This window comes from Lewinella sp. W8 (assembly GCF_004375085.3).
Classification (GTDB): domain Bacteria; phylum Bacteroidota; class Bacteroidia; order Chitinophagales; family Saprospiraceae; genus Neolewinella.
In genome coordinates this window covers 69,190-82,246 of the sequence record NZ_SNAQ03000006.1, presented here as the reverse complement: position 1 = coordinate 82,246, position 13,057 = coordinate 69,190, and the positions used below count along the sequence as shown (strand labels likewise).

General features: G+C 55.9%; 12 protein-coding genes. 5 read left to right on the top strand and 7 right to left on the bottom strand.

Going from position 1 to position 13,057, the window contains the following annotated elements:
* Positions 1-34 precede the first annotated feature (34 nt).
* Positions 35-1,657 (top strand): family 16 glycosylhydrolase, encoded by a 1,623-nt coding sequence (locus E1J53_RS08630; RefSeq protein WP_134272532.1) that lies wholly within the window; start codon positions 35-37, stop codon positions 1,655-1,657.
* Between the two features lie 7 nt (positions 1,658-1,664).
* On the opposite strand, the gene E1J53_RS08625 is transcribed toward E1J53_RS08630, so the two are convergent.
* Complete coding sequence (locus tag E1J53_RS08625; protein ID WP_134272531.1) at positions 1,665-2,552, bottom strand: glycosyltransferase family 2 protein; 888 nt, start codon at positions 2,550-2,552, stop codon at positions 1,665-1,667.
* A 23-nt stretch (positions 2,553-2,575) separates the two neighbouring features.
* Between E1J53_RS08625 and E1J53_RS08620 the strand changes: the two genes are divergently transcribed.
* Together E1J53_RS08620 and E1J53_RS08615 are read left to right on the top strand one after the other, a co-directional pair.
* Positions 2,576-3,280 (top strand): trans-aconitate 2-methyltransferase, encoded by a 705-nt coding sequence (locus E1J53_RS08620; protein ID WP_134272530.1) that lies wholly within the window; start codon positions 2,576-2,578, stop codon positions 3,278-3,280.
* A gap of 95 nt (positions 3,281-3,375) precedes the next feature.
* Entirely contained in the window at positions 3,376-4,761 is a 1,386-nt protein-coding gene (locus E1J53_RS08615) for a S41 family peptidase (RefSeq protein WP_134272529.1), read from the top strand.
* 41 nt (positions 4,762-4,802) lie between these two features.
* On the opposite strand, the gene E1J53_RS08610 is transcribed toward E1J53_RS08615, so the two are convergent.
* Together E1J53_RS08610 and E1J53_RS08605 are read right to left on the bottom strand one after the other, a co-directional pair.
* Complete coding sequence (locus E1J53_RS08610; RefSeq protein WP_134272528.1) at positions 4,803-5,540, bottom strand: 5-oxoprolinase subunit PxpA; 738 nt, start codon at positions 5,538-5,540, stop codon at positions 4,803-4,805.
* Between the two features lie 252 nt (positions 5,541-5,792).
* On the bottom strand, positions 5,793-6,440 hold the full coding sequence (locus E1J53_RS08605) for a deoxynucleoside kinase (protein ID WP_134272527.1): 648 nt from the start codon (positions 6,438-6,440) through the stop codon (positions 5,793-5,795).
* Positions 6,441-6,822: 382 nt separating this feature from the next.
* Between E1J53_RS08605 and ribH the strand changes: the two genes are divergently transcribed.
* Entirely contained in the window at positions 6,823-7,344 is a 522-nt protein-coding gene (ribH, locus tag E1J53_RS08600) for a 6,7-dimethyl-8-ribityllumazine synthase (protein WP_134272678.1), read from the top strand.
* 60 nt (positions 7,345-7,404) lie between these two features.
* Positions 7,405-8,322: an MBL fold metallo-hydrolase gene (locus E1J53_RS08595; protein ID WP_134272526.1), complete on the top strand. Its 918-nt coding sequence runs from the start codon at positions 7,405-7,407 to the stop codon at positions 8,320-8,322.
* A 100-nt stretch (positions 8,323-8,422) separates the two neighbouring features.
* On the opposite strand, the gene E1J53_RS08590 is transcribed toward E1J53_RS08595, so the two are convergent.
* From E1J53_RS08590 to E1J53_RS08575, 4 genes are all read right to left on the bottom strand, one after another.
* Positions 8,423-9,667 carry a serine hydrolase gene (locus tag E1J53_RS08590; RefSeq protein WP_173021409.1) on the bottom strand — a complete coding sequence of 415 codons (1,245 nt, stop codon included), beginning with the start codon at positions 9,665-9,667 and terminating at the stop codon, positions 8,423-8,425.
* 259 nt (positions 9,668-9,926) lie between these two features.
* The gene (locus E1J53_RS08585) at positions 9,927-10,793 is read right to left on the bottom strand and encodes an SDR family oxidoreductase (RefSeq protein ID WP_134272524.1); all 867 of its coding nucleotides are present in this window, start codon (positions 10,791-10,793) and stop codon (positions 9,927-9,929) included.
* Positions 10,794-10,945: 152 nt separating this feature from the next.
* Positions 10,946-11,596 carry a hypothetical protein gene (locus E1J53_RS08580; RefSeq protein WP_134272523.1) on the bottom strand — a complete coding sequence of 217 codons (651 nt, stop codon included), beginning with the start codon at positions 11,594-11,596 and terminating at the stop codon, positions 10,946-10,948.
* 225 nt (positions 11,597-11,821) lie between these two features.
* Positions 11,822-13,057, bottom strand: a complete 1,236-nt coding sequence (locus E1J53_RS08575; RefSeq protein WP_134272522.1) for an MFS transporter — start codon at positions 13,055-13,057, stop codon at positions 11,822-11,824.

The following is a 13,057-nucleotide window of genomic DNA, read 5'->3' as shown; positions in this document are numbered from 1 at the left end:
TATCGCTTATTTTGAGTGCCGTAAACTTCTCCACGTGAAAAACTATCTGATCCTTCTCTTCTTTTTCGGTAGCCTCCTGAGCCTCCATGGCCAGACTATCTCCATTACTGATGATTTCGAGGGGGGCGGAACCGTCCCCGAATGGGTGGGCGACGACTGCCAGCTCAACCCTAACCGGAGCAACCCCTTCGTAGATACCGCCAATCCTTCCGCTACCGTGCTGGAGTACCACGATACCGGGGGGGCTTTTGCCAATGTCCGCTTTGATGCGCAAACCAATTTCGTCCTCTCCGGCGTGCATTCTTTCTCCCTGAAGATTTTCGTGCCCTCTTCCGGACTGACGGGCAATCAGCCCAATCAGATTTCCCTCAAACTTCAGAATGGTAATCTGCCCGCGCCCTGGTCTAGCCAAAGCGAAATCATCAAGCCCCTGGAGGTAGACGTCTGGCAGACCGTCACCTTCAACTTCGCGACCGACGACTTCATCAACCTCGACCCTAACTCGCCACCGCCCACCTCGCGCACGGATTTTAACCGTATGCTCCTGCAACTGAACGGCGAGAACAACAACGACCGGGTACTGGCCTACATTGACGACTTTAGTTACGAAGCCGCACTTCCGGATACCCCCTCCTTTGATTGCCTCGTCTGGGCGGACGAATTCAGCGGTGAGGGAGCAATCGACGGTGACAAATGGTTCCATCAGACCCAATTACCCCTGCCCGGCGGTTGGTTCAACGGCGAAATCCAGCATTACACCAACCGGCAGGAAAACAGCTACGTGGACAATGGTACCCTGAAGATCGTAGCCCAGCGGGAACAGTTCACGGACCAGGGCGTAACGAAAAACTTCACTTCGGCCCGCCTCAATTCCAAGTTCGCCTTTACCTACGGAAGGGTAGACATCCGGGCGAAACTCCCCACCGGGGTGGGGACCTGGCCAGCGCTCTGGATGCTGGGCCGCAACATCGACGAAGATGGCGGATACTGGGATAACCAGGGCTTTGGCACCACGCCCTGGCCGGCCTGCGGGGAAATCGACATCATGGAGCACTGGGGAGACAACCAGAATTACGTTTCCAGTGCCATGCATACCCCCTCCAGTTTCGGGGGCACCGTAAACGTGGGCGGCACCATCATCCCCACCGCCTCCATGGACTTTCACGTCTACACCATGATCTGGACCGAAGAGAAAATTGAGTTCAGCGTGGATGGCATCGTGCACTATACCTACAACCCACCAATCAAGGATGCCAGTACCTGGCCCTTCGATGCCCCGCAATATTTACTGTTTAACGTGGCCATGTTGCCCAACGTCACCAACTCCTTTGTGCGTAGTGCACTGGAGGTCGATTATGTACGGGTCTACGAAAGCTGCCCGACCTCCACGGAGGAAACCGAGTTCGTGGGGAACCTGCGGGCCTATCCCAATCCGGTCGGGGACGAATTAAGGCTGGACCTTCCCGAAGGAATGGGGGCGGGCAGGCTTGCGCTGAGGGTGGTCGATGCGAAAGGACGGGTAATCCGCCGGTTTTCGCAAGACGCCGGCGGTTCCGTAATTACCGTGTCCGGACTGGCGGAGCTTCCCCCGGGGGTGTACTTCCTGGTTGGAGAAACGGAGGGACAACTTTTCCGGGCCAAATTCGTGAAACGGTAAACAGGAGTTATCCTCTGATCAGCAGTTTGATTCCGGTCTTCACGACGTCCTTCAGGTCGTTCCTGCCCGCACGCCTCACACCCTGCCACCACATCTTTCCGGCGAGCGACAGCTTACGTTCCCGGATCAACTTGCGGCAAAAGTGCAGGTATTGGTGGACGACCTGACTTTGGTAATGTGCTTTTGGCACACGGTTGGCTACCCCCGGCTGGCCGTAGGCCCGGCGAAGCTGGTCGAGGTTTTTATGGAGTAGCGACTCATCCAGGTAGGTGTTACTCCGCTGCCGGGGGTGCTGGTGTACGAGAACGCTGTGTCCCGGTAGCTGATAAAGGGAATGTTTGCTTAACACCCGGTTGAGCCACACGAAATCGTCGAGGAGCAGGTGACGCTCATTGAAGGGATTTTCCCGCAGGATGTGGCGCGGGATGGCCGTCCCGAAGAGCCCCGTGCTGTGTTTCCAGTACTGGGGGAGTATGTCGGTACCGTTTTGGTAGTTATGGCCGAAGATCCGTTGCGCTCCGCGTTGCAGGATTTCCCCCGACCGATATAGGTCATGCGCCCGGCCATCATCGTCGATGCCGCGCCGCAATTTGGCCAGGTGGCCGTCGAGGAATTCGTCGTCGTCGTCCAGGAAGCAGCCGTATTCGCCCCGCATTTCGGTGATGCCGCGGTTCCTCGCTCCGTTGAGTTGCCGGTTTTCCTGCTGGATTACGCGGAGACGTCCTTCCGATGCATATTCCTTAAGTAACCGTTGGGTATCGTCCGTGGAGCCGTCATCGATGACGAGGAGCTCCCAGTCGGGAAAGTCCTGCCGCAGCACACTGTCGATGGCCCGCGGCAGGAGCGGCGCGCGGTTAAAGGTTGGGAGGATGATGGAAAAGTAGGGGACTTGCATACCTTTGGTTCAAAGGTAAATAAATGCTTTCCACACTACTGTACCGCCTGCGCAAGCGCATCAACCGTTGGCGCACGGGTGGCTTTCCGGGCAGCCAGCAATATTGGGAAGACCACTACCGGGTAGGGGGAACCTCCGGGAGCGGGTCCGGTGGGCGCCTGGCGGCCTTCAAAGCCAGGGTGGTGGATCGGCTGGTAAAGGAATTCAATCCATCCTCCATAGTGGAGCTGGGGTGCGGCGACGGGCACCAACTGGCTCAGTTCGCCTTCAGCCGTAAAGACCACCGACCCGTTGTGGACTACCGGGGACTGGACGTCAGCCCCACCGCCATCGCCGCCTGCCGGCGGCGGTTTGCCGGCCATGATCACCTGACCTTTAGCCTGCTCACCGACGCGACCGATATTCCCGCCGATCTGGCCCTCTCCCTCGACGTCATCTTTCACCTCACCGAAGACGACGTGTTCGAGGACTACATGAATCGCTTGTTTGCCTCCGCCGATCGGTATGTCTTAGTGTATTCCTCCGATACCGACGAAAATGCGGAAAACGCCCCGCACTTCCGCAACCGGAAATTTTCCGGCTGGATTACCAAAAACCGACCGGAGTGGCGCTTGGTAAAAACAATCAAGAACCCCTATCCCTACGATCCCGCCCACCCGACGGAAACGTCGGTCGCCGATTTTTATTTATGGGAAAGAAAGGAGGCCATAACTACCGCAGGGGTGTAACAAATGGAAGGTGGATAACGTGGGGTAAGTGACCCCAGTGGGCCGGTGGTTTATTGATCCCGCCAAGACTTTTTCATTTACCCTCCCAGATACCCATGAAACCAGGCTTTTTATTCCTTTTTACCTTTTTCTTCTCCTTTTCGACCATCGCTCAGAGCAGCCCCGAATTTTCGCGATCGGAAGTTCTTGAAGATCTGGAATATCTCTACCATTCCCTGCAAGACGCCCATTTTGACTCCACCGGTAAGCTAGACGAAATGGGCTTCAGGGAGCGATACCGTACGCTGCGGGCTTCGATCCGGAAAGACTCCTTCACTTTGCTGGAAGCCACCAACCTCCTGCAACCCCTGGTGTCCTATCTGGACGTCGGGCACACCAATATTGATTTCCCCATCGCGGCCTACGTACGCTACGCCGAGGGTGGCGGTACGGTATTTCCGTTGGAAATTGCGTTTGAAGATGGTCGTGCACTGGTCCGCAAGAATTTTTCTAATGACCCCTCCATAAGGGTAGGCGATGAAGTCCGTACGACCAATGGCGAGTCGATTGAAGGAATTTTGCAAAAAATCTATCCCCACATCTCTGCCGAAAGAACTTACCTGAAAAACGCCAAAATTGAGCTGTATTCCTTCCCCCGCTACTACTGGCAGGCTTATGGAGAGCAACCGCGGTTTACGATAACCACCGTCCGAAAGGGGACCGAACTTACCCACAATGTTCCCGCCATTTCTTTGGTCGAAGGCTACGAAGGAAGGCGAAGCGAAGTCTTTAATGCCCGGATGCACCTTGAATTCAGGGAAAAACTAGCCATCCTAAACCCGGGCAACTTCTCGGGGGACGAAATGGCCTACCGACGCTTCATCGACAGCGCCTTTCAGGACATACGCTCCCGGGAGACTGACGTGTTGGTGGTGGACCTGCGCAATAACCTCGGCGGAGACAACAGTTTCAGCGACTACCTGGTGTCCTACTTCGCCGACCGCGCTTTTCGCTGGAACTCGAGCTTTACCCTCAAAACCAGTGCTTTTTTGAAGCAACACATCCGCGAACACCGGGATACCACGGAGACTTTCTGGCGGGAAGCGCTAGACCGTGAAGATGGAGCCGTCTATTCCTACAGCTTTGCGGAGTATCCGCCTCAGCCCGAAGAAAAGCGTTTCCGGGGGCAAGTTTTCGTACTGGTGAACCGGCAATCCCACTCCCAGGCGGCCGTTACGGCCGCACAAATTCAGGACTACAACTTCGGGACCATCGTCGGGGAAGAAACGGGAGATTACCCCTCCCTGACGGCTTCCATCTTTCAGTACGCGCTACCCAACACGAACATTACGGTGAACGTAGCCAAGGGCTATATGGTGAGAGTTAACGGTAGTAAGAAGGAAGAGGGCGTGATCCCTGATATCCTCATCCGGGACCACCTCCTCGACGAGGAAGATGAAATCCTGCGGGGTTTGATGGAATACCTCGGAAGGGAATTCTAAATGGGAAGAAAAAGCGCTGGTTGCTCCCGAACGAACGCAAGTCAGGAAATTCCCCCCAGTTCCTCAATAACCTTCCGGATGGCCACCGCCCGTTTCACCGCCCCGGCGTGATCACCGTGCAGGCAGATGGTGCGAACCTGAAGCGGCCGGACGCCGCCGTCTGTACACCGTACCTCCCCGTCACGGGCGATCATACGGGCCTGGGCCGCCGCTACTTGGGGGTCGTCCAGGGTTGCATTAGGTAGGTTGCGGTTGGCCAGTTTAAGGTCCGGTTCGTAGGCACGATCGGCGAAACCTTCGGGCCAAAATTCGAGATCATTTTCCCGGGCGGCATCGGATAGGAAACTCCCCGGTGGTCCATACAGCACACCGATTTCCGCTTCCCGACATACCTGAACGATAACCTCCGCGGCGCGTATGTCCCGGTAACTGACGTAATGGTAGAGCGCACCGTGCGGTTTCAGGTGATGTACGGTTGCTCCTTGGGCCCGGGCCATACCTACGAGGGCAAATACCTGATACCGGAGAAGATGGAGGAGTTGCTCCGCCGGAACGTCCATCATTTTTCTGCCAAAGTGCTTCCGGTCTGGAAAACTAGGGTGGGCACCAATCCTGACGTTGTGTTCCTGGGCCAGGCGAATCGTCCGATCCATGGTGCTTGCGTCTCCGCCGTGAAACCCACAAGCGAGGTTGCAGCTATTTATCAGGGGCATCAGGGCAGCATCGTTACCAACTTTCTGATCGTACCAGCTTTCCCCTAAATCGGCGTTGAGATCCATGATTGGTCTATTGGTAATTTGGTTCGTTAGTAATATAGACTGTTGGTATTTTAGTCTGTTGGTAATTTTAGACTGTTGGTAATTTTAGTCTGTTGGTAATTTTAGTTCAAAGACAGTAATCTTTTACCACCCTTAATAATTCCACTAACAGACTAACAGACTAACAGACTAACAGACTAACAGACTAACAGACTAACAGACTAACAGACTAACAGACTAACAGACTAACAGACTAACAGACTAACAATCCACCTACACCTCTTCAAACAAACCGTGCAGCTTGGCCTGGACCTTATTGATTACTTCCCCGAGATCTTCTGCTTTATTGGCGAAGTCCACCTTGTCAACGTCGATGATGAGGATGTTTCCGTCTTTGTAGGTAGAAATCCAGTCTTCGTAGCGCTGATTGAGCTGCTTGAGGTAGTCGAGGCTCATGCTGCCCTCGTAATCACGGCCGCGGCTTTCGATGTGGGCCACCAAAGTGCCGATGCCCGCCCGGAGGTAGATCAGCAGATCCGGGGGAGAGATGCGGCGGGTCATGGTGTTGAACAGCGCCATGTAGTTATCAAAGTCGCGCTGGGTCATCAGGCCCATCCCGTGCAGGTTGGGGGCGAATATGTGGGCGTCTTCGTAGATCGTCCGGTCCTGAATCACCGTCCGGTCACCCTCCTGGATACCGAGGATCTGTCCGTAGCGGTTATGCAGAAAGTATACCTGGAGGTTGAAGCTCCAGCGTTGCATGTCGTTGTAGAAATCGCTCAAGTAGGGATTGTCGTCGGCACTTTCGTAGTGCACATCCCAGCCAAAATGCTGGCCCAATTTGGTACAAAGCGTTGTTTTTCCGGCACCGATATTGCCGGCAATGGCCACGTGTTTAATCTGCTTGTTTGGCTTATCCATCTACTTGGGGAGGAATTTAACGGACGGGTAAAGGTAAGGCGTCGGGGGCAGGAACGGAAAGGAAAAATTGCCTTTCTGAGGCGAGCGATCTACGGCGAATGTTTTCCCGTTCTCGCGGCCCAAAAACGTATTTTACTTCTCCGCACAGGGCCACAACAATGCGGTGATTTTCGGAGTGATAAATTTCGGAGTGGCCAGCCGTAGAGAACCGACAGGGATGAAGAATCTATGGGGGCGCCGGGGCGTGAAGCGCAACGAAATACTCGGCTCAGCCGGTGCAGATGCCCCGGGGTCCGGACGGAGCAGTGTTTTGGCCGCAAGATTACTCCGGGGATGCAACCTTGGCACCCCTTATGGCGTATTGTACCCCAAAAGCAAGACCATGGCCTCCGCCCGCAAGAACCTGAGCACCTACGACGAAAGCAACCTTCCGGATGCTACCGAATACACCATCGGTGTAGTGGTGGCCGACTGGAATGAGGACATCACCCATGCCCTCTACGAAGGCTGCTACGATACCCTGACCAAGCACGGGGTAAAAGAAGAGAATCTCCACGTCGTTCAGGTGCCCGGCAGCTTTGAGCTGCCGTCGGGTGCCCGCATCCTGGCGGGCCGGGAAAAGCTGGACGCCATCATCTGCATCGGCTGCGTGATCAAGGGCGAAACCAAGCACGATGAATACATCAACAATGCGGTGGCCCAGGGACTGGTGAACCTCAGTATCGCCACCGGCAAGCCCTGCATCTTCGGGGTCTTGACCCCGAATACTCACGAGCAGGCGGTGGATCGTGCCGGCGGTAAGCACGGCAACAAGGGCGTGGAGGCCGCCGTAACGGCCCTGCGGATGGCCGAACTTTACCGCAATAAGCCGGAGGGTAAGCGTTCCATCGGTTTTGGGGGGTAAGCGCGCGCTCCGCTAGGCTGATTACACCCAAACCATTTTCGAACCCCACAACCTCTCCCGATGATCACTTCTCTGCAAACCGTCATGGCGGGCAGCCTGGAACTGGACGGCGGCGCCATGTTCGGCGTGGTCCCCAAATCCGTCTGGGAGCGCAAGTATCCGCCGCAGCCCGACAGCAATCGCTGTCGATGGGCGATGCGCTGCCTGCTCATCCGCACCGACGACGGCCGCAACATCCTCGTAGATACGGGAATCGGGGATAAGGACGACGCCAAATTTCGGGAACACTTCCAACCCTCGCTGCCGCTGGAATTGGCATTGCACCTGCCCGCCGGGCCCAACTTTCCGACGGAAAGTCCCGGTGAAACTGCTGCTACTAACCCCATTCTCTGGGCGGAAGAAATTACCGACGTTTTCTTCACCCACCTGCACTTTGACCACGTGGGCGGCGCCAGCTACCTCGACGAGCGGGGGCAGACGCAGCTTCGCTTTCCCAACGCCACCCACTGGGTGTGCGACGCGCAGTGGCGGTGGGCCCGCGACCCCAATCCCCGCGAAGCCGCCAGCTTCCTCCCCCGGAACCTGGACCCCCTGCAGGACAGCGGACGGCTGAAATTCCTGCCCGCCGAACGGGACGATTTTACCTGGTTGCCGGGCATTCAACTCCGGACCGTCTACGGCCACACCGAAGCCATGCAATTGCTGCTGCTCGACCTGCCCGACGGCCAGCGACTCGCCTACGGCGCCGACCTGATTCCCAGCAGCGCCCACATGTCGGTGCCCTGGGTCATGGCCTATGACGTGCGCCCCCTGCGCACGCTGGCCGAAAAAGAACGACTGCTGACCGAAGCCGTTGATGGTGATTGGACCCTCCTCTTCGAACACGATTTTCACCTCGCCGGCGGTAAACTGCGGCGGGATGAGCGCGGCAGAATTCGGCTGGGGGATAGCTTTACGGAATTTCGGCTCGGAACCTAGCGCAAAACGATACCGTTTTGAGCCCCCAGCCGGCGAGAAAATACTTTCCTGCGGCGTCATTGAACGCCAACTATTGTCAACTATTGATGCTGATGGAGGATTAATTGGCTGCGAGGAATTCGGAGACCGCATCATCCACCCGTTGGGCCAGATCAAAATAGGCGGCCGCATGGTCGGAGGTGGAGGCGTCCATATTGGTCAGCAGGAGGTAGCCAGCAGTTCCGTCGGTACGGAACTCAAGGTTGCAGGTCGTACCGGGGTCACTGCCGTCGTGTCTGATGATATTGCCGCTGTGGAACCAGAATATACCCTGGTTTTCTCCCAGGTCGGTGGGAACCATGCCTGGGGGTAGCAGCGCACTAAAGAGCATCTGGTAGCCGGAGGGGTTAAATAAGATGCCGGACTCCCCGCGGGCGCCGCGCATCATGTCCGTCAGAAAGGCGGCAAGCTGTTCGTTACTGGTCAGGAGGCTCCCGTCGGGGTAAGATTCGTTGGCGTATCGGGGCAGGGGAGTACCGGGGTCCCAGTATAATTGGGCCAACTGACCCGGAGCAAAGGGCGCCACCTGATAACCGCTTTGCTCCATCGCCAGCGGGGTCAGAATGTTTTCGGTGACGTACTGCTCGAAGGAGGTTTCCGTGGCGATCTCCACCAGGTAAGCCATGAGTGAGGTGGCAATATTGGAATAGCTCCAGGTGGTGCCGGGAGCGGTGTTTGCGAAGTTGTCCGGACTGTATAACCCGCCTTCGGGCAGGTAATAATCGGCCAGAAAATCCTCCAGGGGTAAGGTGGCACGTTGCTCAATCCCCAGGGCACCTTGCAGGAGTTGAGCACCGGGGCTGGAGGTATCCTCACCGGGCAGAATGTGGTAGGCCTGGGTGTAGGTGTCCTCCTCGTCAAGTAAACCGGACGTATGGGTGACCAGGTGCCGGACGCGGATGATATCGTCGGGGCGCTTGGGGTTGATGATGGGCAGCGGGAGTACGTCGTTGATGTCGGTGTCCAGCGTGAAGTAACCTTGTTCGATTGCCTTGACAACGGCAGCGGCCACGAAGGTCTTACTGATCGAACCGATGGGCTGAATGGTCTGGTTGGTGTAGGGCCGATTAGCATCGATGTCGGCCATACCGAAAGACTGCTGGTAGAGCAGTACATCATCTTTGACCACCGAGACACCAAAGCCCGGAGCGTCCGCATTACTTTGGATTTTTGTCAGGGCAGCACTTAAGTCAGCGGAGGTCCGGATGGGCGGCTCCGCCGGGGTGGTGATGTTATCGTCATCGCAGCTGGTGAGGCACAGCAGGGCGACCAGGAGGAATACGGGAAACAGAAACAGATTTCTCATGATAATTGATAAGGTTGAGACGAGACTTCTCCCTCGCAGCCTGCAGTAGGCTGAGTGATTGGGAGAAATCCGTCGGTGATAATTTGGGGAACCCATGCCGATGCCGGAGATGGAAATCCCGGGCGTTTTAAGATAATGGGGTAAGGATTCGCGGTTGCTTCGCCGGACGCCTGGCACCTGCGGTAACGCCCCGGAAATGCAGGGCCGTTCTTTGGGCGTTACCGCAGGTGCCAGCAAATGCCGGGGAGCGCAAAGGGGGTCAGTTTTCTGGCGGTAGGCGGTTGACCTCCTGGAGGAAATAGCTGGCCAGCCGCCTGCTCCCGAATCTGGGAGCAATGTTATCCTGCGCCATCATGGTGAGGAAAAACTCGTAGGGGCCGTAAAACTTTGGGGAGGTGAAGGTGTGCAGTACGGCCAGCAGCAGCTTCCTGCTCCAATCCGGAAAATGAAGGACGTTATGCGGGCGTTTCCAGGCGATGAGGGCCATTTCGGCCACCTCGTTTTGGGTTAGTACGTCGGGGCCACCAATGATGATCTCCCGTTCGTTTGTGGGGACAGCATCAACGATTGCCTCCGCCAGATCGGCTCCGTGGATGGGATTGAACTTATACTCTCCCGAGCCGAAGAGATATACTTTTCCCCTTTGGGCCATGGAGAGAAAGTCGTTCATGTCAGAGAAGAAACCGTTGGGACGAATGATGGCGTAATCCATCCCCGAAGTCTTCAGCTCATCGACGAACTTTTCCTTGGCTTCCATGATTTTGAGGTGCCGCAAACGGTCTCCGCTGATGGCCGAAACGTAAATGAATTTCTTTACTCCGGCTTTCCTGGCGGCTTCCAACAAATTCCTGTTGCCCCGATAATCGACATCCAGGTAGGAAAGACCGTCTTTTTGCCGGGTGATGCCTACGGTGGAAATGACCACCTGAATCCCCGTTAGCGCATTTTTCAGACTCTCAGGGTGGGTTACCTCCGCGACGGTACGTTGGTCGGCCGTGAGACCGAGGGTTTTGAGTTTGCCTTCGTTCCTGCCGAGCGCCCGGAACGGGTAATGGCGGTTTTGTAGTTCTTTTACGAGGTGACTACCGAGGTAGCCCGTTGCGCCGGCGATTAAGATGTTTTTCATATTGCCAGGATGCTTAATCGAGAAAGTGAAGGGGGTAATTCACTGATCTCCCGGGCTTGCCGGATCGTTGTTCCACCCAAGCAGCAGGAGAACAGTGAATTATGGGGCGTCGCCTGCCGCGCTGCGGCAGCTTGGGGCTGTCGGCCTGCCCCCTAGAATTTGATGCCGAAATACAGGTTGGGTTCGAAGAGGAAATAGTCCCGCCACTTCTCATCCAGGGCTTTGAAGCCTTCGGGGGCATCGTTATCGAATAGCCAGTGCTGGCAGTGTACCTGGGGTTCGATGAAAAACCGTTTACGCTTTCCGAAAGCAAGGTGGTAGCCCAGGTGATAGGAATTGTAGACCTGAAAGCCGTCTCCTGCCTTATTTTTATCCAGGTCGAGGTAGGTTTGAAACTGGGGGACCACCTCCACGCTGGCGAACAGCCCCTTCCACAGCATCCGCTGGTAGGATACTCCAACTCCAGACGCACGGACGTGGCCGGGGTAGAATTCGCTTTCGGTGTCGAGTTTGTCCAGAAGTCCATCCCACCAGAGGATGCCCATGGGTTGGAACAGGCGCCAGGTGACCAGCTTAAGCCCGATGATGTTCTGGTTGTCGAGGTTCCGTTTTACGTGCAGTTCCAGATGCTGGGTGTGCTTTCGGTGGTCCCAGGATTTGGTGAACATCTGGGGTATGGCGATCACGGGAGTGCTGATCCGGTACTTGTCGGATACCTCGTTTGCTTTTTCGCTACCGGGGCGGCCCTGTGCAAAAATGCTGAGAGCACAGAAGGTCAGAATAATGATAAGTCCGCTTTTCATTCGTGTGTTTTTTTAGAGGGTGAAAATTGGGGCAATACGGCTCCGTTCCGGGCGGGGTATTCACCTGCCGGAGAGAAGCTCATTGCCGTTGTGGTTACGGGTGAATTCCCTTTATCGAATTGACAATACAAAGATGGACTGATGGGCGGGGCCAATCGTTCCGAAATGAAATTGCGGACTTTTTTACTGTAGCCTTCAATGGCTACCTCCACCGGAGCTCAGTGGCTATTCCGCCGAAGAAGATTGCCCCCTGACCATGGTATGCACCTTCTTCATGAGCCAGAGCGTCAGTGCCATAACCCCGATGACCACTCCGCCCAGCAGCGGGTATCTCCGAACGATACCGTCTGCCGTTTGGTAAACGATCCACCCCACGGCTACCGCCGCAATCCCGCCCGCGAGTTGTTGCAGCGCCGCATCGAGGGCCATGAAGGCACCGCGGTCTTCACTTTCGGGAACCATCGTCGTCATGGCCGTTGCGGTAATCATCCGGGCGCTGATCCCCACAAAAAGTAGTGTGTGAACGGTGATGATAACCCAAAGGGTAACGCTGCCAAGTTGGCTGAATATCCCGACGGCAACCATCGTAAGCAGGGTGGCTACACCGAAAACCCGCCATTTACCGTAACGGTCCGTAGCTCGTCCGATAATGGGACTGAAAATAATGGTAGCCAGGCCCCCAAGACCAAAGATCAGGGGGAGTTTATCGACTTTGACACCGAGGTTGTTGGTCAAATAGGCGGAACCAAAGGTCATAAACATGACGTCGCCCAGTACGAGGAATATGTTGTTGGCAAACAGGGGCCAGTACTTACTGTTGGTTATGACCGTCAGAGAGTGTTGCGATGAGGGAGGTGTCCTTTTCGTCCGACCTTGTTCGTCCACGGGCCGTAGGTAGGTGGAAACCGTAAGGAGCAGTATCAGTCCCAGGAGGAATATCACCAGATAGGGTAAGTGCCAGTCTACTTTGTTGGCGAGGAATAATGCCAAGGGTAACCCCGCCACCAGTCCCATGGCAAATGCCAGCTGCAGGTATCCCATGACCCGGCCCCGTTGGTCTTTCGTGAAAAGATCGGCAACCGTGGCGTAGCAAATCGCGGCGACCACTCCACCAAACATTCCACTAAGCATCCTGGCCAGCAACAGTGCGATAAAGGAATTCGCCACGGCACAAAGCAACATCCCCAACAGAAAGCCACCGTAATAAAACAGAAGTAGTTTCTTGCGGTCAAAACTGTCCGCAAAACTGGTGGCCAGGAAGCCGGAGATGCCTGCACTGAAGGCGTAGGCGGAGACAATCCAACCGAATTTACCGGTCGACAATTGCAGCTCGGGGAGCAAGATGGCCGACAGGGCCGACAGGGTCATGTAATCTACTACGACGGTGAACAATATGCCCGCCAGGGCGGCGACAACAATTTTTTGGTAGCCGGAGAAGGGGGCTCCTTTGTCTTGGCTCAT

Excerpts from the sequence above, each read along its gene's own strand:
- E1J53_RS08625 (WP_134272531.1), bottom strand. The coding sequence starts at position 2,552 with ATGCAAGTCCCCTACTTTTCCATCATCCTCCCAACCTTTAACCGCGCG.
- E1J53_RS08620 (WP_134272530.1), top strand. The coding sequence starts at position 2,576 with ATGCTTTCCACACTACTGTACCGCCTGCGCAAGCGCATCAACCGTTGG.
- E1J53_RS08615 (WP_134272529.1), top strand. The coding sequence starts at position 3,376 with ATGAAACCAGGCTTTTTATTCCTTTTTACCTTTTTCTTCTCCTTTTCG.
- E1J53_RS08610 (WP_134272528.1), bottom strand. The coding sequence starts at position 5,540 with ATGGATCTCAACGCCGATTTAGGGGAAAGCTGGTACGATCAGAAAGTT.
- E1J53_RS08605 (WP_134272527.1), bottom strand. The coding sequence starts at position 6,440 with ATGGATAAGCCAAACAAGCAGATTAAACACGTGGCCATTGCCGGCAAT.
- ribH (WP_134272678.1), top strand. The coding sequence starts at position 6,823 with ATGGCCTCCGCCCGCAAGAACCTGAGCACCTACGACGAAAGCAACCTT.
- E1J53_RS08595 (WP_134272526.1), top strand. The coding sequence starts at position 7,405 with ATGATCACTTCTCTGCAAACCGTCATGGCGGGCAGCCTGGAACTGGAC.
- E1J53_RS08590 (WP_173021409.1), bottom strand. The coding sequence starts at position 9,667 with ATGAGAAATCTGTTTCTGTTTCCCGTATTCCTCCTGGTCGCCCTGCTG.
- E1J53_RS08585 (WP_134272524.1), bottom strand. The coding sequence starts at position 10,793 with ATGAAAAACATCTTAATCGCCGGCGCAACGGGCTACCTCGGTAGTCAC.
- E1J53_RS08580 (WP_134272523.1), bottom strand. The coding sequence starts at position 11,596 with ATGAAAAGCGGACTTATCATTATTCTGACCTTCTGTGCTCTCAGCATT.
- E1J53_RS08575 (WP_134272522.1), bottom strand. The coding sequence starts at position 13,057 with ATGAGCCAAGACAAAGGAGCCCCCTTCTCCGGCTACCAAAAAATTGTT.